We start from the raw sequence: 25,741 nt of genomic DNA on the forward strand, positions 1-25,741 counted from the left end.
AGAATATAATAAGATATGTAGGAAATAAGTTACATGGATATTTTAAGCGTTTTCATGTGGATATTTTCGCACTCGCAGCTCAAAAAAATGTTTGTAACTCTTAATTTCGATCTATATAATGTGGGTAAATCTTGCGAGAGGATTTTCGCCCTATGAAACCGAAAAGTATTCAAGCAAAGTTGTTTTACAATTATTCGTTATTAATGATTAGTGTCATTATCGTCATCGTCATTTCGTTTTACTTTTATATTTCTGATATATTACAGAGGAGTAAGTCCGAAGCGTTATTTCAATTATCCGCACACATCTCTACCGAATTCGATTCTCAAATTAGAAATATGAACTCCGCGTCCACCAAAATCTTGTTTTCCGATCCACTTCACGAGCTATTCTTCTCCGAGATGTTCGAAATCAATAAGTCTTCCGTTGAACGGCAGCGCCGGTTCACCAATATTATTTTTCCGATCATAGGCTATGACAATCCCTTTAAACAAATCAACATGTTTCACTTATCCGGCGAATTCGCCAATATTGGTGACGTTTCACGATTCATGTTGATGTCACCAAGCAGCATCACATCTGTCCCTTGGGTTAAGGATACAATTCTATTAAAAGGAAAACGTTACATCTCACTACCTCATTCGGATTCTTGGAAAGTGGGAGACGATATCGTTATTTCTTTAAGCCGGGCATTCCCGCCTGCATGGGGGGAAAAGGTGTCCAGCATTCTCGAAGTGCAGCAGGATTATCAAGTATTTACGAATATTATTGAGAATGCTCAAGTTAATCCGAATTTACAAACAAATAAGGATATCGAAATTTACGTGCTGAACGAACAAGGGCACCTGATTTATCCTCTAGGCTGGGAGACTAGCGAGGCCAAACCCCAAGCTTATTGGAAATTAGTTAATGAGCACCGTCATAACCGTTCTTCCAATTCGCTTATTAACTCTGATGGCAGAGATAATAATATCATCGCATATAGTTACTCGGATGTATCGAATTGGACCGTTATCGCAGTGGAATCCAAAGAACGGCTTCTAGCACCCGTCAATACGTTTCGCAACATCATTTTACTGCTAGGAATTATTACGATCTTCATCACCTTGGCTATCTCCTATTTGGTCTCTAGATCACTGACAATTCCGATTAAGAAAGTCCAGAAGTCTATTAAACTTCTAAGTCTAAATACGCTTCCTCCTAAGAACGAATCCGATGAACCAAGCAATCTGAATGAACTAGAACATCTGAATCTGGCATTTAACGAAATGCGCTTAAGATTACAGCAATCGCTCGAGGAGACTGTGGCATCGCGTGCACACGAGCTGGAAGCCCATAATTTCGCATTGCAAGCTCAGATGAATCCGCATTTTCTCTACAATACAATTACCAACATCAGCATTTTGGCTGAGGAGAACGGTCAACAATCGATTGTTGAATGGTGCGAGCGCTTATCGCAAATGTTGAGGTACATCTCATCGAATCATGCTGCTCCCGTTCTATTGTCCGAAGAGCTGGAGCATACGGGCAACTATTTAAATCTGATGAAGCTGCGCTATGAGGATAACATTCAATTCATTATTGATGTACCCGAGTCACTCCAACAAGTTGAAGTGCCGAAGCTTATCATTCAGCCTATTGTCGAGAATGCCATGAAATACGGGATTCATGTTGATCCACCTTGGATTGTCTCGATTACGGGAACCCTTCATGCGGATCGATGGGAGCTGGTCATTCATGATAATGGTCAAGGCTTTGACGAGGACCGAATTCGACAATTATCGGAACAGTTCGAAACGACCGATCCTTTAGTCAAAATCCCAACATTGCGAATAAGCGGGATGGGGCTTCTGAATATCTACTCTCGCTTGAAGCTGTTATTCGGTCATCGGTTCACGATGAACATCTCGAATCATGCTCGCGGCGGTGCGCTCGTATCTATTATCGTCAAACATGAACCTGGGAGAGATTAAGATGAACAATTCTAAGCACAGGGTCGTTATCGTGGAAGATGAACCTAGAATCCGAAGAAACATCGCTCAAAAAATAGAAGGAATGGATTCCTACGAGATTGTCGGGATGGCTTCGAACGGAGTCGAGGCTTTGACCGTTATTATGGAGCTAAAGCCCGATGTCGTCTTTACCGATATCAGAATGCCGAAGATGGATGGGCTGGAGTTGATACGTCGGATCAAGGAAAACAGTCCAGAAATTCACTTCGTTCACTTCGTGATCATCAGTGGATATGGCGATTTCGAATATGCTCAATCCGCGATGAAACTGGGCGTTCGCGACTATTTGCTTAAACCCGTCAGTCTTGCAGCCTTAGAGGAATGTTTGAATAATATAAGTGTTATTCTACAGAACCGAAACTATCAAATGACCAGAGAGCTGCTCACGTTATCAATCAATGGGGCTCAGGAAGGATTAGAGCCAGTTGCACTATCCAATCAATCGTTTGCTACCTTTCTGGTCTGCATAGGTAATCTTTACGCTTCCGTCATTCCGCCGGAACAATATGCATTTTTCCGCGAGCTATGGAGAGACGTATCCTTTGAATCGATCAAGAATCGTTTCCACGGGCAGAATAGTCTCTGGGTCGTCGTCGACGAGAAAGTGCCGAATCAGAAATTTATACTCGTATCCGCAGAGGATAGACATCCAGAAGAAATCCCAGCTATGGCTGCAGAGATTCAGGCTTTTCTCTCTAAATATTCCGGGGGTCTACCCGTTCAAGTCTGCCATCATGAGTTTTTTGTAGATTGGACTGATATTTGGAAGCAAGCTCAGACGATCCGAGGTCTCCTGGACCGCGAACTGGTACCCTGCAAATCCAGCATTCTATGCACCTCTAATAAGTCGGAAAACTCATTCGCCTCTCATATGGCAGATCAGGTGTTGAAAAATAAAGTGAATGCGCTGATCCAGTCCGGACAGATGAATTTACTTAAGACCGAGCTCTTCCAAGCTTTCAAGCAATGGGGAAATGCCGAGTACCCTCAACGGCTCCTGGAGAAGGTTACGATGCATTTGATCAGATCCGTTCATTTACAAACGGGAGTTCTCTCTGAGGAGAAGCTGTTTTCATTAGAGTCCGCGCTATATTCCAGGCTGGCTGTTTGTCGTGAACTATCTGTTTTCTTCGGCGAACTATGGGAGTTGATAGGGAAGATGATTTTGATCGGGGATGAGGATTATGATGCATATCAGCTTATCAAGCATGTCGCCAATTATCTGGAAATAAATTATACAAAAGATATCAATCTCGAGGAATTAGCGATGAGATATCATTTTACGTCGTCGTATTTATCCAAGATGTTTAAAAAGCACTACCTGGTTACACCGCTAAAATATATCATTAAACTAAGAATCGATGAAGCGAGGAGATTGATCATGGAGAATCCTGAACGAGAAGTTGGTAAAATCGCTGAAATCGTTGGGTACGCCGATCAACATTATTTTAGCAGAGTATTCAAGAACGTGACCGGGCTGAGTCCTTCCGAATTTAGATATCAAAATCAATAATAATGGTCTTTCTCCGTTTTCATTAGAAACTGATGATGCAGGTCAGAAGTGGAAAAAAGACCAGATAAGGAATTCATCAAATATCTTCAAAATGTCCTGCCTGAATGGGTTGAAAGTATTGATCAACATTTGAAAAATAGAAATAATATTTACGAATAAAACCGAGCGCTGTAAGGTCACAGCATGAAGCTGTTTCATGAATTTTATAGATGCGAGAAGAAGCTCTCCATCGAGGCGTTGTCATGACAATTGCCTCTCCGAGACATGCTGATTTGGGCGCCAAGTGTTCAAGTAAATCTTATTAGACCTACAAACACTTATTAGTGGTTTTTGGGGGTGAAACGGGGAATATCATCATGGATTCTGTGGTAATACTATTTATTGCATTTTGGGTTACTGGTTTTTTTCAATCTACGCAAAATGATGGTGTCTTTTCTGTTTTTGTTTCTAGATGGTTTAACATATTTTTATTTTTTAGAAATAAGAGTTCTCAAGTCTTGTTATCAGCAGTATTATTGCAGCTTATACTATATTTAACTACATTTATATTAATTGCTTTTTCTCTTGTTTATAAATTTACAACAGAGAGAATTCTATTCATATCATCAAATCTTTTTTATACATTCATAGTTATATATGGTTTAATAATTTTTGGTGATTTATTTTTGTGCTATTTACGTAAGAAGAAATAATCAACTTGTTTTGGTATTTAACAAGAAAGAAACATATACAATGCAATAGAAGTCAAGCGATGGAATTGAGCCCGAAGTTGAGGGATCAGCAGCTGTTAGAAGAAGAGGTCGTCTCAAAAGTAGTTTTAACTACGGAGAGACGGCCTCTTTTCCATGATTTCATAAATAACTATTGCAACTAGGAGGTTTCCGTGCATAATTTCTCAGAAGTCGTTGCTCGTAGATATAGATATTATAAAAGGAAACAGCTTGAACCATTTGAAGAGTAGGGATCATCACATCATGACAGATCCGCCTTTGCGTAACAGAACCATCCTCGAACAGATGAAACATTTCTCCTGTAATAAGCAACCCCGCCTCATCATAGTCACTCCAATAGTTCATCAGGCCCGATCAGGTTGGAGCTACCCGCTGACCACATTTGATATAAAGGTGGGGGTTGAAATCTGATTAGCTGGTCACCCTCATTTATTTTACAGACTCAAGAAAAATCTTTGAAATATTCTCCTCGTTTCAGGGCATCGACAAACTTCTGGAGCCATTCGTAATAGGTTTGTCCATGCCGGAGTTTATATAAATCTTGCAGAGCAAGATTACGCTCCTGGTCTGTAATATGTTCATCAATAACCATTTCTGTTAATTCAAGAAGAGATTTGCTAATGGCTTCTGTCATGACATTGATTTCACGCTGGAGCTTGATCGTGAAGAAGTTTTGAAACGCAAGGAAAAAATCAACTTCCGCGAGATACAGTTCTTTTCGATCCTGTTTTTCTTCTAACTTTTTGACCATTTGAGATTCTACCAAAGATCTAACCGCATAGCTCATGTTGCTTTTACTCATATTCATTCGTACTTTCATCTCATCAAGAGTCATCGGTCTATTTTCAAAGAACATAATTCCGTACAATTGACCGGATGAAGGAGTGGCACCGTACAAATCCATCGTTTCCGCAATAGCGTCAATTACTTTTTGTCTGATATGCAATCTTTGTTCCGATATGTAGTTTTCCCTGTCTTGAGACAATAGACTTTTCACTTCCTTATTTCTGCATAAATGGCAGATTCAATAGATTTCGCTTTTATTATATCAGCGGTTTCGTGAGGAAGGGAAACTGAATTTTTCATTTACGTAATCTTAACGCTGAGTTAACAATCGTTTGACACAAACTAGGAAATTCTTGTGTACAATAAAATTTGTACGGATCAATAATTTCAAGTGTTTGGAGGTTTTGTTAGTATAAATTCAATTAATATTGAATTTTAAATGGGATTATCCTAATTTCTGCAAACATCAATTAACGACTAAATCGTGAAAAGGGGATTAACTATGAAGACGAGATGGAAATCACTTACGTCGATGTTACTCATTACTGGTTTATTGGCAGGTTGCGGCACAGCGAAGCCAGAAAGCACAACGCAAAACAGTAGCCAACCGAGTTCGGAAGGAACTGCTGCAGCAAGCGAATCAGGAGAAATTACCGTATATTCCGCAATAGAAGAAGAACAAATTAAAACCTATCTGACCTCTTTCAAGTCTCAATATCCGGATATCAAGGTGAACATTGTTCGTGATTCAACAGGGATCATGACAGCCAAGTTAATTGCAGAGAAAGATAATCCTCAAGCCGATGTCATCTGGGGATTGGCAGCAACAAGCTTACTCGTTATGGATGATCAAGATATGTTGGAGCCTTATGCGCCTAAAGGTGTCGATCAGGTGCTCCCGGAGTTTAAAGATAAATCGAGTGTTCCAAAATGGGTCGGAATTGACATCTGGGAGACAGCCATCATTGTCAACAAGGTGGAGATGGAGAAGCGTCACCTAGCCATTCCCCAATCTTACGAGGATCTAGTTAAGCCGGAATACAAAGGATTAATCGCTATGCCGGATCCGGCATCCTCAGGCACGGGATATTTGACCGTTAATGCACTTATCCAACTGTACGGCAAGGATAAAGCATGGTCTTTCATGGACAAGCTGCATGAAAACATGATGGTATATACCCATTCCGGATCCAAACCGGCGAAAATGGCAGCTTCAGGTGAAGTTCCGATCGGTATTTCTTATGGATACAGCGGTATTCAGGAGCAGAAAAAAGGTTCACCGATTGAAGTCATCTTCCCTACAGAAGGATCGGGCTGGGATATGGAAGCCAACGCACTCGTGAAAAAGAAAGAAATGAAGCCGGAAGCGAAGTTGTTCCTGGATTGGGCGATAAGCGCTGAGCCGATGAAGGAATACAATAAAAACTACGCGATCTTGAGTATTAAACAAGAAGGCACTACAATTCCTGACGGCTACAGTAAAGATCCGGTATCTCAATTAAGTAAGTTGGATTTGTACCAAGCTGCTAGAGACCGTGAATCTGTGCTGGAAGAATGGACTACAAAATACGCTTCCAAGTCAGAACCGAAAAAATAGATTGTAGAACGAAGGGGTGCCGATATTGGGCATCCTTCCCGTTTTTCGGAGAATTATTTGGGTAAATTAGGTAAAAAGGGGCATTTGTTATGAAGCTGGGATATTTATCGCTGCGCAACCTGTCAAAGCATTTTGGGAAGCAAACAGCGCTGCAGGAAATAAATTTAGATATTTATCAACATGAATTCATCTGTCTGTTGGGGCCGAGCGGATGTGGTAAAACAACGCTGCTGCGCATCCTTGCGGGTCTGGAAAAAACGGATAGGGGTCAATTGACCATTGGCGGGAAAGATATCACTTCTGTACCTGCCGGAAAACGAAACTTCGGCATGATGTTTCAATCGTATGCTCTATTTCCAAATCTATCGGTTTCCGAGAATATTGCGTACGGGCTTCGCAATCGCCTAACCAAGTCCCAAATCATAGATCGTGTGGACGAGCTATTAGGATTAGTGGAATTGAACGATCAGCGCGACAAAGTGCCCGCTCAATTATCGGGAGGCCAACAGCAGCGGGTAGCACTTGCACGGGCGCTCGCGTTTTCACCGGACTGTTTGTTGCTCGATGAGCCATTATCCGCTCTTGACGCTAAGGTGCGCGTCAAGTTGCGGCGTGAAATCTGCCGTCTGCATCAACAATTTGGTATGACGACAATTATGGTCACGCATGATCAAGAGGAAGCTTTAACGATGGCTGATCGCATTGTCGTGATGAACCAATCGCGAATCATTCAAGTCGGCGCCCCAAATGAAGTGTATGAACGTCCGAATAGTCCCTTTGTTGCCGATTTTATTGGAGCAGTCAGCTTTATAGAACCGGATGGCGGACAACAAGGAAACCCTATCATGGCTATACGTCCAGAGCATGTTCAATTGGTTCGGGAAGGCCAAGAGAAAGGTAGGCAGGGAATCGTACGGGAAATCGAATATCGAGGGACTCATTACCGTTTGGTTCTAGAGTTATTAGATCATCAGGATGCTCCGCGTCAGCAATTCCTTACCGTTGATCTGCCAACGCAAGATATGGCGACTTTTCATATCAAACCCAATCAAAAGGTAACGTTTAGCTTGCTGCCTGAACACATTATCCGGTTTGATACGGTATCCAATACCAGTATTGCGGTTGGGTGAGGAGGTTCATGGCATGGAAACGTGGTTAAAACGAATACGACCGAATGCTAACGGATGGAGTCAAAACGGATTCATATTAATAATGATGCTCATCTTAATGTTTACGATCCTGTTGCCGCTTGGTGAGCTCTTGATCAAAGCCGTAAGCAATAAAGAAGGGAACTTTATTGGATTCGCCAATTTTGCTAAATATTTCTCCACACCGACACTTGTAACTTCATTATGGAATTCCATTAAGGTTTCATTGATTACGACCTTAGTCGCTGTACCACTTGCATTCTGGTTTGCCTATGCGCTTGAGAGAAGCGGAATTCGGGGAAAATGGTTTTTTAGATCCGTAGCGCTGCTTCCGCTTTTTGCTCCTTCGATGCTGCACGGACTTGCGTTAATCTATTTATTCGGCAATCAAGGACTCGTTTCTACAGGGTTCTTCGGTCTGCTGCCTGAATTTCGAATTCAGCTTTATGGGCAGTTCGGAATTGTACTGTCCGAAATTTTATATACGTTTCCACAAGCATTTCTTATCCTGTCAGTTGCTTTTGCAAGTTCGGATTATCGGCTATATGAAGCGGCGGAGACGCTTGGTGCGTCAAAATGGCGTACGTTTTGGACAGTAACTGTACCAGGTACCAAATTTGCGCTCATTAGCACGGTTGTTGTTTGTTTTGTCCTGACATTTACTGACTTTGGGGCGCCCAAGGTTGTAGGAGGACAATACAACGTTCTTGCAACCGATTTGTTCAAGCAAGTGATTGGTCAACAGAATATGCAAATGGGGGCCGCTGTCGGTGTGCTGTTGTTAATCCCGGCCGTGATTTCATTTGCCATAGACCGAATTTCACAGCGGAAACAGAGCGGGTGGCTTAGCGCAAAATCATTGCCGTATCGGATTGAAGCGAACAAGACGCGTGACGTCCTGTTATTCATTCTTTGTTCGATGGTATCTGCTGTCATTCTAAGCATTATTCTTGTGGCTATCTATGGATCAATCGTGAAAGTATGGCCATATAACTTACAACTTTCTCTTTCCCACTACGAAGGTTTTCTTGACGGGGCGGGACCGTTTGTGAACAGTTTGCTCATTTCGGTTGGCGCTGCAGTGATTGGCAGTATAGTGACATTTATGTTTGCTTATCTCATTGAGAAATCTAATGGTCATGCATTATTGCGAAATGCGGCATATTTGCTGTCCATGCTGCCGCTTGCGTTGCCGGGATTGGTGCTTGGTCTCGTCTATGTATTCTTCTTTAATAATCCGAACCAACCCTTGCATGGACTATACGGGACCATATGGATCATGATCATATGTAATATTGTGCATTATTATTCGGTTTCGTTCTTAACGGTAACCTCGGCACTTAAAAAGCTGGATAGCGAGTTCGAGGCTGCATCAGAAACGATGAATGTACCTTGGTATAGGACACTTGTCAGAGTAACGTTACCCATGTCATTGCCATGTATCTTGGAGATTTTTATGTATTATTTTATCAACAGCATGGTTACGGTGTCGGCGGTCATCTTCTTGTATGCGCCAGACTTGAAACCGGCAGCTGTAGCGATTGTAAACATGGAGGACTCAGGCGATATAGCCCAGGCGGCTGCGATGTCATTGCTAATCATACTGGCTAATCTGATTATGCGATCTGTTGTTATGTTGCTGTCAGGCAAAATGCGCCGGCGAACGGAAGCACTTTTGGTTAAGAAAGATAGTTAGTTTTTATTATATGAGACCTCAGGAGCGATTGGTATGCCGAAATTGATGATTAACAAGAGAAGCTATTCTGTGAAGGGGGTTTTATTTGATAAGGATGGCACGCTTCTCGACTTTATCAGTCTTTGGGGATGTTGGAGCGAGTCGTTATACCGGAATTATTCAAGTAAAGTCTTGGCTCTTGCAACGGATGGGGTCATCGATCCTATCTCGGATTTGTGGGGAACGGTTCATAATGCCGCAGGGCATGTCACTGATTATAATAGAAACGGTCCATTGGCCATGGGATCGATTGGCGATATGCTCGCTATATTAGTATGGCAAGGCTACCGGCTAGGACTCCCTTGGAGTGAATCCATGCGGTTTGCAAGGGAAAGTAAGCGTCTGGCTGATGAAGAATTGGAACAGGTTCGACCGGCTTATCCGTTGCCGGGAGTTATAGACTTTCTGAAGCAATGCCATGATCAAGGCGTGCCAATGGGCATTGTAACGGCTGATGAGACAGCGGAAGCGGAAAAACATTTGGAGTGGATGGGCATTCGCCAGTTTTTTAAAGTTATTATCGGGAACGATTTGGTGAAACAGGGAAAGCCTTTTCCAGACATGTTAAATAAGGCTTGCCTAGAGCTTGGCTTAGCACCGAATCAGGTGGCCTTGATTGGGGATACCAACAGCGATATGCAGATGGGGAAATCCGCAGGAGCTGCAGTCACTATTGGATTAATGATGAATAATGCGTCACAATCTAGCGAATACTGGCTCAATGATGCGAATGTACTAGTCTCTTCATACGCTGAACTTCACTTGGAGGAATCCACAGATGAAGGGTGAGGGCGGTATGGGATGGATACAGTTATTATTCGGATAGTTTGCATGGATGAGCTCGATGACCACTTCGTCGATCTCATCCTTTTTTTGATATGGGGGATTGCAGCCTCATGTTTACAATATAAAAATCTAGATTTTACATGCAATTAACCTATTAATCGCGAGTTTAATGTACAGTAATTTTTGAACAGACATGAAATGAGAGATTATATCATGTGAAAATTTTAATAATAAAAAATATCTTGAACGTAAGTCATAAACGAATCATTCACTTTCGATATGCAAGTTTTTTCCATAGGGAAGAGAGAATTTGTGGGAGGTGGTGCTTACGGATTGAAATGGCTTTTATTTATCGCATAGTTCGGCTTTGATTGCTGCACACCTATTCGCTACGTTCCGTTTTGCTTTTTACTTAATTTTACGAGATTTGAATGGACTCTTAAAAAACATAAAGTATGGAGGTTTTCTGTAGTGAAAAGAATTTTATCCTTTACCCTCGTATTAACGATGATATTCGGTATGGTATCAACCCCTGCAAACGCAGCAAATGATACAGGCAGCGCAAGTGCCAACCCCCTTATTGCATCAATCAAATTCGACAATAATTTGAAGGACGATGTAAATCAACAAGATTTGATCGCAAAAGGGAATTATAGTTTTGTAGACGGTATATTACCAGGAACCAAAGCTCTGCATTTAGAAAGTGGAAACGGCAATTATGTCAGCACGCCGCAAAGCTTGAAATTTGGTGAACAGAGCTTTACCGTATCCTTCTGGTATAAGGGCGACACGAAAGATAATCAGGTCATCTTATCGAACAAAGATTTTAGTAACGGCTCTAACGCAGGCTGGGCAGTTTACACCTCAGCCAGATCGGTCAAAATGAATATCGGATTCCCGACCGCATCAGTGAAGAACATTTCCTTTGGGCGCAACACGTTTGATGCTTCCGATTGGCGTTATGTGACATTTGTTGTAGACAGAGATAAATTGCTCGCGTCGTTATATATTGATGGTTACAAGATGGATGATACTCCGCTGAGACACGGAGCTTTAGATACATCGAACCCATTGAATATAGGTTCCGACGGATTGGGCAACCTCGGCGGCAATGCATTCGATATCGCTGATCTGATGATTTGGAAAGGCGTATTAAGCACTGATGCGGTTCAAGCGAATTATGATAGTTACGCGGGACATTCAGTAGATATGAAGGCACTTAACGACGCCATATCAGAAGCAAATACAATCATAGCAGGCGGTCTCGGCAGCGGCTTCAGCCAAACCGATTTTGATTATTTGAACAAGGTTTATAATATGGCCAATACGGTTGCAACAACGCAAAAAGTAAAATTTTATACCCAGGAAACGATCAATTATTACGTCCGTGAACTAAACAATGCCATCTTCATTTATCAAAAAAGCAATAAAACATCAACTCCTGCCGATTTAAATATAACTGTGCACAGCGACCCGGAAATCAATGGTCATCCCGGTTCAAAAGAGAACATAGAAAAAGAGATTAGAAAATCCTTGAGTACATTCCCTCAGTCCGACGTCATGTTGATGCCTGGCGACATTACTGGCGGTAACAATGCCAATGAGTATGTGTGGATGGGTTTGATGACGGACGTAGTCAATAAACTTAAAAGTGAGGGCTTATTTGACCATACGAAGTTATATATGGTAAAAGGCAACCATGATATGAACGGCTCCGAAACATTAATACCTATCGGTTCGGCGGGCGCGTGGAACGAATCAAAGCAGTCGTACGATAACGATTTTTACAACAGTGCTTATAGAGTAAAGATAAAAGGATATAATTTGATTGGTTTTGACGGAAATATTAACAACAATAACACAGTGGGAAAAGCTACAAATTTCCTCAACGAAATTAAAAGTGAACCAGATTATGATCCAAAAAAACCGATATTTGCAATGTCTCACTACCCTATTAGCGGAACCGTGTGGGGATCGGCTTGGAGCAGTGGTGCAAGTAATAATTTCGGCAAATTTATTGCCGACAATAATTTTTCGCAGGTGTTCTATATGTCAGGTCATACGCAATACGATCCGACCGACGAACGTTCTCTTTATCAAGGTGCGGCTACGTTTCTCGATTCCGGTGCGGTGTCATATTCCAGTTATCAAGATGACGGTCCGTACGGCGGATATATAGAAGGTGCGTATGGCAGTTATAAAACCACACCCAAAATCGTAAATTTCCTGGAAGTATACGGTTCGAAAATTATTCTCAAACAGTACAATTTAGCTACAGATGAATTTGTAGGCACACCTCGTGTAATAAACGTTGGCGAAGGCAAAGATGCCTTTACGTATAGCAGGAGCGATACAAAAGACCTCATACCTCCGCAGTTTGATGAGGGAATTAAGGTCGATTCCTTAAAAAGCGGCGAAGTTACTTTTACAATAAAGCAGGCAAATGACAATGTGCGCAATTTTGAATATAATGTTCAGCTTACCAACAAGCTCACTGGGGAAGTGGACAAGTCGTTCAACAGCCTTTCGTATCCGATGGACAAGCCATACGACGAATACAGGCAATACAAGATTACAGGTTTAATGCCGAAAACGCCATATTTACTCAGGGTATTCGCCGATGATTCCATGTATAACCGTTCGTACCAGGAAATTGACATTACAACTGAGGGTGCGAAATTAAATAGTATCACTGCGCCTGCAGCGGTATCTGCGAGCAACGGTTCGAACAAGACAGCGGCAGCTCTTGGATTGCCAACCAAAGTAACTCTTGTAACCGATGGAGGAAATGTGGATACAAGTGTGGATTGGGATTTAAGCGGTGTTAGCTACGATCCGGCTATCAAGACGACGCAGACCTTCTCGGTGCCAGGGACCGTAACCCTGCCTTCCGGAGTTGATAACCCGAACAGCATACCATTGACAGCAAGCATTGATGTAACTGTTCTTGCAGCTGGAGAAAGATCTCTATCCCTAGACAAATCCCAGTACAACAAAGGGGAAGCCATTACCCTATCCTATTATGGGGCAGCGTCAAACGGGAAGGATTGGGTCGGCATCTACAAAACCGGAGCTGTTCCTCCAGGTGCCGGTGTATCTATTACATGGAGTTATTTAAAGTCTGGAAACGGAAGAGTTAGCTTAAGCAATGGACTGGCCCCTGGCACTTATGATGCACTCTTTATGCTCAATGACGGTTATACGATAGTGGATCGCAAGACATTCGAAGTCGTTCAACCTGTGATGTTAAAGAGCATAACAGAGCCCGCAGCCATCCAAGGATTGGCTAACGGAACAGAAAAGACTGCAGCAGCCCTTGGCTTGCCTTCTTCCGTTGAACTGGTTACCGATTCAGGAAGTAAGAATGCCAATGTGTCATGGAATGTAGATGCTGCAAACTATGATCCAGCACTAAAGATAGAACAGACCTTCACGGTAAATGGAACGGTAACCTTGCCTGCAGGTGTGACAAATCCGAACAACGTAGGATTGACAACAAGCATCAGCGTGAGTGTTCTGCCGGCGACAACAATGGCTCAGTCTACATTGACAGGTTTGCAGCAGGTGGCACCTGGCCAAACATTCGATGTAACGATGGGATTGACTGGCGTTACGCAAAGTGTATACCAGCAAGTGTATGGTATGGATGTGACTCTTCACTATGATCCGCAGAATTTGAAGTTCGACTCGGTTACATCGCTAAAAGATGGATTTCAAGTCATCGATCATAAGGAGTCGGTACCTGGACAAGTCCGGATTGCGGTTGCCAGCGTGGGCGCGAACCAAGGAGTACCTGCCCAAGGCGATATGCTCGCATTCAAATTTACGGCCAAAACGGGAACTCAAGCTACCGATAAGACGACAATTTCTCTAGATAATGTCGTAATTGCAAATGGACAGGGTGATGAGCTGAAAGTCGGTGGTGCCTCCCACGAGATACAAATAAGTAAACTTGTAGATAAGTCGTTCTTGAATGCGTTGATCACAAGCGCTCAGGCCAAGTACAATGCTGCAGTGGAAGGCAATGGAGACGGTCTATACGCGATTGGCTCCAAAGCTCAATTGCAGTCGGCAATTGCTGCGGCGGGTGCAACAGCAAATGATCTGAATGCCACTCAGCAGCAGGTGGATAGTGCGAAAGCTGCATTGGAAGCGGCAATTCAATTGTTTGATACCAAGAAAATAACTGCAGATGTCAATGGAGATGGAAGAATTTCTATTGGAGACTTGGCTATCGTTGCAGGGGTTTACGGCAAACAAAAAGGTCAAACAGGCTGGAATGAGAAAGCGGATGTAAATCATGACGGCACTATTGATATTGTAGACCTTGCGATCATAGCCAAAGCGATCTTGCAATAAAACAACGCCGTACCTTGTTTGCTTGATCACATCAGTGAAATTCAGGATGGGTTGGAAATACAATGAGGGGGATATTTAATAGTATCCTCCCATTGTTCCTCTCCCTCTGAATGCTTTGAACCTTCACCCTCAAGTAAAAACACTTTTGGAAGGCTTGAACTAATGAAATAATGGTAGAAATGGTGTGAAAAGGGGCCCATCAGATGAACTTACGAACTTTCCTATCCTTCATAATCATCGCATTATTGTTGGGGACTTCCACTACTTCATATGCGCATTCCGCAAGCATGGGTTACTCGGCGATCGCCGTGAAAGGGAATGAGATGAACTATGAACTATTTCTTGATCAAAGAGACTTGCTTGTTCAATTTGATACCAACAAGGATGGTAATTTGGAGAACGAGGAACTGCTATCGGAAAAGGAAGGAATCCAATCGTTTTTACAGAAAGATCTTCAAATCGAAGTAGATTCGAAACCCTTGACGATGGAAATGCTTTCGATGGACGTGACAACAAAGGGTTCTACAAGAGGCGTAGTGTTTCAATTAAAGTTAACCGCCGATGAGGCGATCGAACAATTTAATATTCATTACAATCTGGTGTTTGCAGATGCGCCTGTTCATACGAGTGGACTCTCGGTTCATTCAACGAATTTTTTCTATCAGGATATTCTTGATATCAATAGAAAAGATATTCAGATCACCTTACCTGAGGCCGAGAATGCTCCGTCTGAGACTGGATCCGTCCTGTGGAAATACTTTATACTTGGAATCGAACACATTTTGACAGGTTATGATCATTTGGTATTTTTGTTATCCTTAGTATTAATTGCAACCCGCTTTAAGGATGCTTTGAAAATTGTTACTGCGTTTACAATCGCCCACAGCATTACACTATTCTTGGTGGCGTCGGGCCGTATGCATGTCATCCCGTCTTGGGTCGAGGCGTTGATTGCGGTGACGATATGTTACGTGGCCGTGGAAAATATATTTGTTCAAAGGGCGAAATGGCGGTGGGCATTGACAGCCATATTCGGCCTGATTCACGGCATGGGCTTCGCTGGGGCTTTGGCTGAAACAGGACTTCCAAAGGACAATCTGATTGGCACGCTCCTGATGTTCAATTTAGGTGTAGAAACGGGCCAACTGATGGTCTTATGCCTATTACTGCCCCTCTTGATTTGGCTGCAAAAGTTCCCGTGGTATCGTAAATTTATGATTTCAACATCCTGCCTTATATTCGTTCTAGCATTTTATTGGTTGATTGAAAGATTGTAATTAGGCCATACGAGAGTTAGCGATTTTAAGTGCAGTTCATTTGTGAAATGCGGATAACGATTATATAATATTTCTATAATGTAATGTATAAGCTAATCGGAGGAGCCTGTCACCAAGGCTCCTTTTTGTCGTTTTTCGGGCATTATGCGCTTTTACGTGAAGGAGGGAAATAATGAATTCGATCGCAGCATTGTCCTATTACAAGGTGGAGAGGAACATTTCCGGATTAGAACAAACGATTCACAAGCAGGACAGATGGATCTATTTATACCAGGAGAAGGTTGTTACAGCGCATCGAGAGTTTCCAATTCAGGAGGTATTCGATATTTCTTATCGATCCATGGGAGGGGATGGAGGTATGTTGTACTTGCACACGCTGCAAGGTGTTTATTCGTATACAATTACTGAAGATCCTCAATCCTTCCTTAAAGCGTATAAGGCTCTTGTTCATGAAGAGGCCAATACAATCTGAGACGGAGATGAAAAGAGAAGTAATATTTATCAAACAAAGAGATTGTGTCTATCGACACCATCTCTTTTTTAATACAAATTTATTTGTATTCACGGATGCGAGCAAGGAAGGGATTTACATAATATTCACGTTGGATTAATAGTCTGTTGACAGTGTTATCGTACAATATTTTTTGTACGGAAGAAAGATGACATAATGATAGAAATGGGGATTGGCAATTGTACAAAAAACGAAATCGAAAAATGCTGCGTCTAATCGGTTATTTTGCGTCAATCATGATGTTGGTTGTTAACTTGTCCGCAGCATCTTTCATGCCTGTTGCTGAAGCAGCTGCAGGCCAGACGTTAACAATGGACAAACTCCAGTACCTCAAGGGCGAAGCCATTACGCTATCGTACACAGGGGCTGGCGCAAACGGGGCGGATTGGGTCGGCATCTACAAAGCCGGAGACGTTCCTCCAAATTCCGGTGTATCGATCATATGGGATTATATAAAGTCTGGAGACGGGAAAGTTAGTCTCAGCAATGGGTTGGCCCCAGGTAAGTATGATGCGCTTTTCCTGCTCAATGGCGGGTATGAGATCGTGGATCGCAAGACATTCGAAGTCGTTGAACACATCCCTGTTGACGGGGTGACACTTGATCAACAGAACGTAACTATGACTGAAGGTGAGACCGCAACATTGACGGCTACGGTTACGCCGGCTAATGCGAACGATACCCAAGTTTCGTGGACAAGCAGCGACCCTGCTGTAGTATCTGTCACCGCAACTGGCGGCAGCGCTTCGCTGACTGGCAATCGTCCTGGAACGGCGACAGTGACGGCCACAACTTATGATGGAAATTTTACGTCTTTCGCGAATGTGACAGTAGAGGCAGATCTGACGTTACAGAACATCATCGGAAACGCCCAGTCTAAGTACGATGCAGCAGTGGAAGGCAACGAGGACGGTCAGTATGTGGCTGGCTCCAAAGCGCAATTGCAGTCGGCTATCGATGCAGCGAGTGCGACAGCAAGCGATTCGAATGCGACGCCGGAGCAGGTGAATCAAGCGAAAGCGGCATTGAAAGCGGCTATTCAACGGTTTGACAAGCAGAAAATCAGCGCAGATCTGAGTGGAGACGGAAAAATCTCTGTTGGCGACTTGGCGATTGTTGCGGGAGGATATGGCAAGCAATCAGATCAAGCGGACTGGAATGAAAAAGCTGATGTCAATCATGACGGTAAGGTTGATGTTATAGACCTTCAAATCATAGCCAAAGCGACTCTGCTATAAAAATTACTTTGCAACTGGATGGCTTTTACTTAAAAATATGGAGGTTTTTCTGTAATGAATAGAATTTTATCCGTTACGCTCGTACTAACGATGATGTTCGGTATGGTATCGACCAGCGCATACGCAGCAATCGATACTGCCAGACCAAATGCCAACCCTCTTATTGCATCGATGAAATTCGACAATAATTTGAAGGACGATGCGAACCAAGAAGATTTGATAGCAAATGGGAATTATAGTTTTGTAGACGGTGTATTACCTGGGACCAAAGCGCTGCATTTAGAAAGCGGAAACGGCAATTATGTCAGTACGCCGAACAGCTTGAATTTTGGTGAAGAGAGTTTTACCGTATCCTTCTGGTATAAAGGCGACACGAACAAGAATCAGGTCATATTATCCAACAAGGATTTTAGTAACGGTTCTAACGCAGGCTGGGCGATTTACACATCAGCCAATTCGGTCAACATGAATTTAGGCTTTCCGACCGCAAAAGAAAAGAACATTTCCTTTGGGCGCAATACGTTTGATGCATCCGCTTGGCGTTACGTGACCTATGTTGTAGACAGAGATAACATGCTCGGATCGCTTTATATTGATGGTTACGAAATGGCTGAAACTACGCTGAAGCATGGATCGTTAGATACATCGAACCCATTAAAAATCGGTGTCGACGGATTGGGCAACCTCGGCGGTAATTCATTCGATATCGACGATCTGATGATTTGGAAAGGTGTATTAAGTAGTGATGTCGTTCAAGCGAAATATAATAGTTACGATGTAAATAAAGTAGATTTGACCGCACTTAACGACACAATAGCAGAAGCAGATGCAATCATAGCAGGCGGTCTCGGCAACGGCTTCAGCCAAACCGATTTTGATTATTTGAACAAAGTGTTTACGACTGCAACTACGGTTGCAACAACGCAAAAAGAAAAATTATTTACACAGGAAACGATCAATTATTACGAACGTGAACTAACCAATGCCATCTTCATCTATCAAAAAAGTAATAAAACAGCAACGCCCGCAGATTTAAATATGATTGTGAACAGCGATACGGAAATCAGTAGTAATCCGGCTGCAATCGCGCGCGTGGAAGATGATTTCAGAAAAAGTCTGAAAATATTCTCGCAAGCCAACGTCATGTTGATTCCTGGCGACGTTACCGGCGGTAACAATGCCATCGAATATCTATGGATGAAAGAGCTGACAAACGTCTACAACAAAGTGAAAGATGAAGGCTTATTTAACAATATCGCGCTTTATTTGGTAAGAGGCAACCATGATATGGGCGGCGCCGAAGAATTCATTCCTGTCGGTTCGGCGGGGGCGTGGAACGAATCTACGAAATCGTACGATAACAATTTCTTTAACGATGCTTATCGTGTCAAGATCAATGGATATAACCTGGTGGTATTTGACGGCAATTATGACAACAGCAACACGTCTGGAAAAGCCAAAAATTACCTGGACCAAATTACAAAAGAACCGGATTACGATCCAACCAAACCGATATTTGTATCTTCTCACTTCCCTATAAGCGGAACCAATTGGGGATCGGCATGGAGCACCGCGGGAAGTAATAATGTAGGTAAATATATTGCTGACAATAATTTGTCGCAGGTCGTCTATCTGTCAGGTCATACGCATTATGATCCGACCGACGAACGTTCTCTCTATCAAGGTGCGGCTTCGTATTTCGATGCTGGTTCGACGAATTATTCTAGTTATATTGATGGCGGTCCGTCCGGCGGATATATTGAAGGTGCATATATCAACTATCATACCACACCGCGCATCTCGAATTTCATAGAGGTTTATGGTACAAAAGTTATCATCAAACATTATAATTTAAGCACAGAAGAATTTGTAGGCATACCTTCTGTAGTCTACGTTGGCGAAGGCAAAGATGCCTTTACGTATAGCAAGAGCGATATTAGAGAACTCATCGCTCCGCAGTTTGATGAGGACCTTAAGATCAAATCCTTAAAAAGCAACGAACTTACTTTCACAATGAAGCAAGCCAATGACAATGTGCGAGTGTTGGAATACAATGTTCAGCTGATCAACAAGCTTACGGGAGAAGTTGACAAATCGTTCAACAGTCTTTCACTGCCGCTAGACAAGCCATTCGATGAACACAGGGAATACACGATTACAGGTTTGTCGCCGAAAACTCCATATACACTCCGAGTATTTGCTGCGGATTCCATGTATAACCGTTCATCGCAAGACATTGACATTACAACGGAGGGTGCTGTATTAAGCAGTATCACTGCACCAGCTGACAAAACAGCAGTGGACAACGGAACAGCAAAGACAGCGGAAGCTCTTGGTTTGCCGAAAATGGTGAAAATGGTTGCCGATGATGAAAGCAGCTTTGATGCCAATGTGACATGGGATGTAGACGCATCAAGCTATGATCCATCTCTAAAGACTGCGCAAACCTTCACAGTAAATGGAGTTGTAACCTTGCCTGCAGGGATGACAAATCCAAATAACGTACCATTAACAACAAACATCAAAGTAACGGTAGATCGTGTACCGGCAGTCTTTATGAAGGCAGCTGACTACACTTCCATGAACAATGTACAGAAAGAAAACACAGGTGACATTGGCGGTGGACAGCATGTCGGATATATTGGTGTGGGCTCTTGGATGGAATACACGGACATTAATATTCCAGTAACCGGAACATATACCCTGCAATACAGGGTGGCTGTTAATAAAACGCCAGGATCTCTCAGTTTTCTAGTAGACGGGGTTCCGCAAAAGACGACCATATTACCAAGTACGGGGAACTGGAGTAATTGGTCAACAGTGTCCGATAAGGTTACCCTAACGGCCGGAAAGCATACCATTAGACTTCAGGCAAATACAGATGGATTTAACATCAACTGGTTCAAGCTGTTTGAAGAGGAGGTTAAGTTACCTCAGTCTACTCTGACAGGGTTACAGCAGGTGGACCTGGGTCAAACCTTTGATGTAACAATGGGATTGACCGACGTTACGCACAGCGTATTCCAGTCGGTGTATGCCCAAGATTTGACGCTTCACTATGATCCGACGATTTTGCAGCTCGATTCGATTACATCATTGAAGGATGGATTCCAAGTCGTCGGTCAAAAGGAGACAGCGCCGGGACAAATTCGGATAATGGCTGCCAGCGTGGGTGCGAACGTGCCTGCTCAAGGCGATTTGCTTGCATTCAAATTTACGGCCAAAGCTGCAACGCAAGCTTCTGCTAAGACAACAGTATCGATCGAAAATGTTGTCATTGCAAACGAACAGGGAAATGAGCTGCAGGTAGGTGGTGCCTCCTATGAGGTAGCTGTATCCGACGGCGGTCAAGTTGGCACAATTCCTGCTGTACCTACAGGTTTGAAAGCAAAAGCAGCAGGTGCGTCACAAATCAATGTAACATGGAAAAATTCAGCAGATGCAACAGGCTATGACTTGATGGTGGATGGGGCGATTCACACGGATGCTGCAAATCCATTCGCACACACAGGTCTTGCAGCAAACACAAGCCATACCTATAAGGTGAGAGCTAAAAATGCGGCAGGAGCTAGTGAATGGAGTACACAGGTAACTGAAAGCACTAAGAGCGAAAAGCCAGATCCAAAGCCAGATCCAAAGCCAGATCCAAAGCCAGATCCAAAGCCTGAACCAAAGCCGAAAGATCATGTATTCAACGACAAGATTGTTAATGTTGATCAATTCATGGAAGCGATCAAGGCCAAAGTAGAGGAAGCCAAGAAAACGAATGAAGAGCTTAACTTGGCTGACTTGAAAGGACACTGGGCCGAAAAGATCCTTACTGCGTTCGCGAAACTGCAAATGATCACAGGGTTTGAGGATGGCACATTCCGTCCGAACAGTCCAATTACACGCGCTGAGTTTGCAGCGATCATCGCTCGCGTATTCGATATCCATGGCAGCAGCGCTAAAGATGTGGTTGAACTGAAAGACATTAACAGTCATTGGGCTAAAGACGCGATTAATAACCTTGCAAGCGCAGGCGTTATTAACGGATATGGAGACGGGACCTTCAAACCGAACAAAACGATCAGCCGCGAAGAAATGGTTATCATTCTGTCCCGTATTGTCAATCTGAGTAATGTTGACAAAGATGATTCCAAAGGCAACTTCACGGATATGTCAAGCGCAAGCTCTTATGCCGTAAATCTAATTAAAGATGCGGCAAAAGCTGGCATCATCAACGGCAAGGGCGATGGGGTATTTGATCCGAAAGGAAACTCCACACGTGCAGAGGCTCTGACGATCATCCTGAATGCATTGAACCTTAATCCTCAAATTAAAACAATCTTAAACAGCTTGAACTAATCCTCTTCTGCGGAGGAAGTAAGATTTAACAAAAAAAGAGATGGTGTTCTTTCGACACCATCTCTTTTTTGCAAATTTTCCTGGTAATAAATATTAACCATTTATCTGGCGGACAACAGCAGCGGGTTGCGATATCAAGAGCGCTGACGACGAAGCCTTCCTTAAGCTGTCTCCGGTACTTTACTGGAGACAGCTTATTTAGCTTTCGTGGCGGTCGATGTTGGTTATAAAATCGGCGCAGAATTTTAAAACAAATATTGAAAAAGACTAAAAAATAGATCGTGAATAAAATATTTATTCTATTTAATTTTAAGAAAAAAATATTCTTGCCAAGTTTTTAGGCGGGTGCTATACTGATTTCAACATAAGCCCGAAGGAGGAAGATCAGCAGTGAGCGACACATTGCCGCCTGTTCAGGATCGAACAGGAGAAGGACTCACATTATTTGCAATGATTCAGAATGCTTATGATAGCTTCAGCGTCACGGAGAAGCGGATTGCCGATTTGATTCTCAATTCGCCCGAGACGATTATTTATAACACGGTGACCCAAGTGGCCGAAGGTCTGGAGGTAGCGCAATCCACGGTGACGAGATTTTGTCGGACGATCGATTTGCGCGGTTATCAAGAGCTCAAAATCCGCTTGGCTCAAGAGCTGGAGCGCAGACAGCCTGCGATGCCGGAGCAAGAAGCGCAGAGCCTTCCCGGACAGCTCGCGAATAATGCGGCGAACAGCATCCTGGATGCAGCCATGCATATCGAGGAGTCCGTGTTCGAATCGGCGGTAGTTGCCATTCTGGGCGCGCGAAAGATACATATTTTCGGTCTTGGGGAGTCGGGGCCGATGGCTCAGCTGCTGAAGATCAAATTGCTGGGGCTTGGCCTCATGGTCGATGCGCAAGTTGATGTCCATCTGCAGATGATAGCAGCAGCGCATCTGGATTCGGGTGATGTGGCGATCGGAATTTCGCAACAGGGCAGCACGAAGGATATAGTGGCCGCCATGCAGGCGGCACGCAAGTCTGGGGCGAAGACCATTGGCATCACGGGGCATGGGAAAGCACCGATCACGGAGGTCTCGGACATCAGCCTCGTCTGTATGAATCGCGGGCTGAGCAATATCGTGGAGAGCTTCAAGAGTAAGGCATCGATGCTGTACGTCATTGAACTGTTAAGTATTAGTTTGACGTTGAAAATGTCCGATCAATCCCTGGAGATCAAAAAATTGTGGAAGACGACCGATTCCATTCTCGACAAATTGTATTGAGGAGTGTAGTCCATGATAGCATCGATGAAAAATAAAATTATCGTATCCTGTCAGGCATGGCCTGGAACACCATTCTATGGTGATCCGAGGCTGATGCGGGCGATGGCTGAAAGCGCTTTACTTGGTGGCGCGGGCGGCATTCGCGCGAATGGTGCCGACGATGTTCGTGAGATTAAGAAGACTGTCGATCTGCCGGTGATCGGTATTAACAAGCTGCCGGATCGGTACGGTGTCCGTATTATTACGCCGGACTTCGAGAGCGCGCGCGTATTGGCGGAGGCAGGCGCCGATATGATCGCACTGGATGCCACCTTCCAGGCGAGAGGAGATGAAGCGGAGCTGCAGCAATTGATTCATGCGATTCAATCCCATCTAGCACTTCCGGTCATGGCGGATATTTCTAACGTAGAAGAAGCTGTGCGGGCTGAACGACTCGGCGCAGATGTCGTCGCGACGACCATGGCGGGCTATACCTCCTATACGGAGCAAGATAAAACAGAAGGTCCGGATTTCGAATTAATTACTCGCATCGTCGAGCAGGTCAACGTACCGGTCATCGGTGAAGGGCGGTTTGCGCTTCCGTCCGATGCTCACGAGGCGATTACGGTTCGCGGTGCTCACAGCGTCGTTGTCGGCACATCGATTACAGCGCCGTGGGAGATCACTGCGAGGTTCGTCAGAGCGATTTAATGGGTATGCAGGGGAGGAAATGATTCATGCTTCTACTGGGAATCGACGGAGGGCAGACGTCCACGAAATCCTGCCTGTATGATCATGAGAACGGCATTTGTCTATTCGCCAGCGGACCGCCGATCGATCATATGCTAACGTTCAATGGGCAGGTCAAAACCAAACAAGCTATCCAGCAGTCGCTGCAAGCGCTGCTTGTGCAAGCGAAGCTGATCCGCAAAGTCGATATGGCATTTGCCAGCATCAGCGGCGTGCATAAAGAGCATGAGGAATTAATAAAAAGCTGGATAGCCGAATGCGTTCAAGTGGATGCCTACATGATCGAAGGCGATGTCAAAGCCAATCTGTCAGGCGCTTCGAACGGGAAGAATGACGGGGTGTTAATTATTGCGGGAGGTGGTAGCATAGGATATTACTTCGAAGGAAGACGGGAGTTCGTAGCCGGCGGATACGGTCATATTTTGGGGGATGAAGGGAGCGCTTATTGGATCGGACTTCAATCGATTAAAGCTGGAATTCGAGACAGTGAATCGCGCGGCCCGAAGACGGTACTCGGCAAGCAAATTCTTGATCATTTCGGCGAAGAATCGTTCTGGGGAATCAAAAAACGAATTCACGCAGACAAAATTCAAAGAAGCGATATGGCGCAGTTGTCGCTGTTGGTGGAGCGGGCAGCGGCCGATGGGGATGAAGTTGCACGGGACATTCTGCAGCGGGCAGGAGAAGAACTTGGCGGACTGGCCGTATCCGTACTGCAACAGGCAAGGGCGTATGACAGCACGCTGAAGCTGGATCATGTCTATATGACAGGCGGTGTCGTTCATTCCGAACGGGTCGTCGCCAGCCTGAAGGACACGGTTCATCGATATGATGCAGCTGTACGTATTTCCAAGCCGCAATATCCGCCTGTGGTTGGGGCGTTAATCCTATCGGCGCAAGCGCTTCAGGTCCGCATGGATATGTCGATCGTAAATCTGGCATTGCAAGGAGACGAGATATGAGCATTGGAGCGAATGAAGTATTCAGAGCCATGACGTCGATCATCGAGCAATTAGAACGTACGCAAATGGGCAATGTGAGCAAGGCTGCTGAAGAGATGTTTCAAAGTTTGTTGAAAGGGGGGATCGTGCATATCTTCGGCGCGGGACATTCGCGCGCATTCGGTATGGAGATGTGCGGCAGAGCTGGAGGACTGGCGCCAATGAAGCTGGTTGGTCTGGAGGATATCGCTGCATTAGAAGGGACGAGGGGCATTAATCTAGTAGAGTTAGAGCGGGATCCGCATACGGCTCACCGATTGATGGAAATGCATGCGGTTCAGCCCGAGGACGCCTTCGTCATCGTATCGAATTCCGGCAGGAACGGCGCATCGAATGAACTTGCGCTGGAGTGTCAACGCAGGGGGATCCCGGTCATTGCCGTGACTTCGCTGGAACATTCGCAGCATGCAGACAGTCGTCATCCGAGCGGCAAGAAGCTCTATGAGATCGCAGACGTTGTCATTGATAATTGCTGTCCCTATGGTGATGTATTATTAGAAATTCCAGGTCTAACAGAAAAAACAGGCTCGGCCTCCAGCGTTGCGGGCGCGATGATCGCACAATCGCTAACCGCAGAAATCATTGCGCGCTTTGTCCAAGCGGATCGCACTCCGCCGGTATTCATTAGCGCCAATGTGGATGGAGGCGACGAGCATAATCGAGCCATCGTCCAACAATATGGACATCGACAAATCACTTATTAGA

Annotated in this window: 17 protein-coding genes; 16 read left to right on the plus strand and 1 reads right to left on the minus strand. The window is 44.1% G+C overall.

Annotated elements, in window-relative coordinates; all coding sequences use genetic code 11:
* Positions 1 to 152 precede the first annotated feature (152 nt).
* Both C558_RS0115990 and C558_RS0115995 read left to right on the plus strand, forming a co-directional pair.
* Entirely contained in the window at positions 153 to 1,973 is a 1,821-nt protein-coding gene (locus tag C558_RS0115990; protein ID WP_018757302.1) for a sensor histidine kinase, read from the plus strand.
* Between the two features lies 1 nt (position 1,974).
* On the plus strand, positions 1,975 to 3,525 hold the full coding sequence (locus C558_RS0115995) for a response regulator (RefSeq protein WP_018757303.1): 1,551 nt from the start codon (positions 1,975 to 1,977) through the stop codon (positions 3,523 to 3,525).
* Between the two features lie 1,173 nt (positions 3,526 to 4,698).
* Here the strand turns inward: C558_RS0115995 and C558_RS0116015 are convergent.
* Positions 4,699 to 5,241, minus strand: a complete 543-nt coding sequence (locus C558_RS0116015) for a GbsR/MarR family transcriptional regulator (RefSeq protein ID WP_018757307.1) — start codon at positions 5,239 to 5,241, stop codon at positions 4,699 to 4,701.
* A 303-nt stretch (positions 5,242 to 5,544) separates the two neighbouring features.
* Between C558_RS0116015 and C558_RS0116020 the strand changes: the two genes are divergently transcribed.
* The 14 genes from C558_RS0116020 (at position 5,545) to C558_RS0116080 (ending at position 25,740) form a co-directional block, all read left to right on the plus strand.
* Positions 5,545 to 6,639 (plus strand): putative 2-aminoethylphosphonate ABC transporter substrate-binding protein, encoded by a 1,095-nt coding sequence (locus C558_RS0116020; protein WP_018757308.1) that lies wholly within the window; start codon positions 5,545 to 5,547, stop codon positions 6,637 to 6,639.
* 89 nt (positions 6,640 to 6,728) lie between these two features.
* Complete coding sequence (locus C558_RS0116025; protein ID WP_018757309.1) at positions 6,729 to 7,769, plus strand: ABC transporter ATP-binding protein; 1,041 nt, start codon at positions 6,729 to 6,731, stop codon at positions 7,767 to 7,769.
* A 13-nt stretch (positions 7,770 to 7,782) separates the two neighbouring features.
* Positions 7,783 to 9,483: a putative 2-aminoethylphosphonate ABC transporter permease subunit gene (locus C558_RS0116030; protein ID WP_018757310.1), complete on the plus strand. Its 1,701-nt coding sequence runs from the start codon at positions 7,783 to 7,785 to the stop codon at positions 9,481 to 9,483.
* Positions 9,484 to 9,516: 33 nt separating this feature from the next.
* The gene (locus C558_RS0116035) at positions 9,517 to 10,311 is read left to right on the plus strand and encodes an HAD family hydrolase (RefSeq protein ID WP_018757311.1); all 795 of its coding nucleotides are present in this window, start codon (positions 9,517 to 9,519) and stop codon (positions 10,309 to 10,311) included.
* A 468-nt stretch (positions 10,312 to 10,779) separates the two neighbouring features.
* Positions 10,780 to 14,667, plus strand: a complete 3,888-nt coding sequence (locus C558_RS34290) for a LamG-like jellyroll fold domain-containing protein (RefSeq protein ID WP_018757312.1) — start codon at positions 10,780 to 10,782, stop codon at positions 14,665 to 14,667.
* Positions 14,668 to 14,990: 323 nt separating this feature from the next.
* Entirely contained in the window at positions 14,991 to 15,944 is a 954-nt protein-coding gene (locus C558_RS0116045; RefSeq protein WP_245583815.1) for a HupE/UreJ family protein, read from the plus strand.
* A 172-nt stretch (positions 15,945 to 16,116) separates the two neighbouring features.
* The gene (locus C558_RS0116050) at positions 16,117 to 16,416 is read left to right on the plus strand and encodes a hypothetical protein (RefSeq protein ID WP_018757314.1); all 300 of its coding nucleotides are present in this window, start codon (positions 16,117 to 16,119) and stop codon (positions 16,414 to 16,416) included.
* 218 nt (positions 16,417 to 16,634) lie between these two features.
* The gene (locus C558_RS32605; protein ID WP_018757315.1) at positions 16,635 to 17,693 is read left to right on the plus strand and encodes an Ig-like domain-containing protein; all 1,059 of its coding nucleotides are present in this window, start codon (positions 16,635 to 16,637) and stop codon (positions 17,691 to 17,693) included.
* 54 nt (positions 17,694 to 17,747) lie between these two features.
* A complete protein-coding gene (locus tag C558_RS34710) occupies positions 17,748 to 22,040 on the plus strand; it encodes an S-layer homology domain-containing protein (RefSeq protein WP_018757316.1) in 4,293 nt (1,430 codons plus the stop codon).
* A gap of 68 nt (positions 22,041 to 22,108) precedes the next feature.
* Positions 22,109 to 22,270 (plus strand): ATP-binding cassette domain-containing protein, encoded by a 162-nt coding sequence (locus C558_RS35110; protein WP_342662337.1) that lies wholly within the window; start codon positions 22,109 to 22,111, stop codon positions 22,268 to 22,270.
* A 160-nt stretch (positions 22,271 to 22,430) separates the two neighbouring features.
* Complete coding sequence (locus C558_RS0116065) at positions 22,431 to 23,306, plus strand: MurR/RpiR family transcriptional regulator (protein ID WP_018757317.1); 876 nt, start codon at positions 22,431 to 22,433, stop codon at positions 23,304 to 23,306.
* Between the two features lie 12 nt (positions 23,307 to 23,318).
* Positions 23,319 to 23,996 (plus strand): N-acetylmannosamine-6-phosphate 2-epimerase, encoded by a 678-nt coding sequence (locus C558_RS0116070; RefSeq protein WP_018757318.1) that lies wholly within the window; start codon positions 23,319 to 23,321, stop codon positions 23,994 to 23,996.
* Positions 23,997 to 24,022: 26 nt separating this feature from the next.
* Positions 24,023 to 24,997: an N-acetylglucosamine kinase gene (locus C558_RS0116075; protein WP_018757319.1), complete on the plus strand. Its 975-nt coding sequence runs from the start codon at positions 24,023 to 24,025 to the stop codon at positions 24,995 to 24,997.
* Positions 24,994 to 25,740 carry a sugar isomerase domain-containing protein gene (locus C558_RS0116080; RefSeq protein WP_018757320.1) on the plus strand — a complete coding sequence of 249 codons (747 nt, stop codon included), beginning with the start codon at positions 24,994 to 24,996 and terminating at the stop codon, positions 25,738 to 25,740. The genes C558_RS0116075 and C558_RS0116080 overlap by 4 nt, the downstream gene beginning before the upstream one ends.
* The last annotated feature ends 1 nt before the right edge of the window (position 25,741 follow it).

Origin of the sequence: Paenibacillus terrigena DSM 21567 (genome assembly GCF_000374845.1) — a bacterium.
GTDB classification, from domain to species: domain Bacteria; phylum Bacillota; class Bacilli; order Paenibacillales; family Paenibacillaceae; genus Paenibacillus_K; species Paenibacillus_K terrigena.

What these genes read in the sequence shown, in the direction of transcription:
- C558_RS0115990 (WP_018757302.1), top strand. Translation starts at nt 153, where the DNA reads ATGAAACCGAAAAGTATTCAAGCAAAGTTGTTTTACAATTATTCGTTA.
- C558_RS0115995 (WP_018757303.1), top strand. Translation starts at nt 1,975, where the DNA reads ATGAACAATTCTAAGCACAGGGTCGTTATCGTGGAAGATGAACCTAGA.
- C558_RS0116020 (WP_018757308.1), top strand. Translation starts at nt 5,545, where the DNA reads ATGAAGACGAGATGGAAATCACTTACGTCGATGTTACTCATTACTGGT.
- C558_RS0116025 (WP_018757309.1), top strand. Translation starts at nt 6,729, where the DNA reads ATGAAGCTGGGATATTTATCGCTGCGCAACCTGTCAAAGCATTTTGGG.
- C558_RS0116030 (WP_018757310.1), top strand. Translation starts at nt 7,783, where the DNA reads ATGGAAACGTGGTTAAAACGAATACGACCGAATGCTAACGGATGGAGT.
- C558_RS0116035 (WP_018757311.1), top strand. Translation starts at nt 9,517, where the DNA reads ATGCCGAAATTGATGATTAACAAGAGAAGCTATTCTGTGAAGGGGGTT.
- C558_RS0116045 (WP_245583815.1), top strand. Translation starts at nt 14,991, where the DNA reads ATGAACTATGAACTATTTCTTGATCAAAGAGACTTGCTTGTTCAATTT.
- C558_RS0116050 (WP_018757314.1), top strand. Translation starts at nt 16,117, where the DNA reads ATGAATTCGATCGCAGCATTGTCCTATTACAAGGTGGAGAGGAACATT.
- C558_RS34710 (WP_018757316.1), top strand. Translation starts at nt 17,748, where the DNA reads ATGAATAGAATTTTATCCGTTACGCTCGTACTAACGATGATGTTCGGT.
- C558_RS0116070 (WP_018757318.1), top strand. Translation starts at nt 23,319, where the DNA reads ATGATAGCATCGATGAAAAATAAAATTATCGTATCCTGTCAGGCATGG.
- C558_RS0116075 (WP_018757319.1), top strand. Translation starts at nt 24,023, where the DNA reads ATGCTTCTACTGGGAATCGACGGAGGGCAGACGTCCACGAAATCCTGC.
- C558_RS0116080 (WP_018757320.1), top strand. Translation starts at nt 24,994, where the DNA reads ATGAGCATTGGAGCGAATGAAGTATTCAGAGCCATGACGTCGATCATC.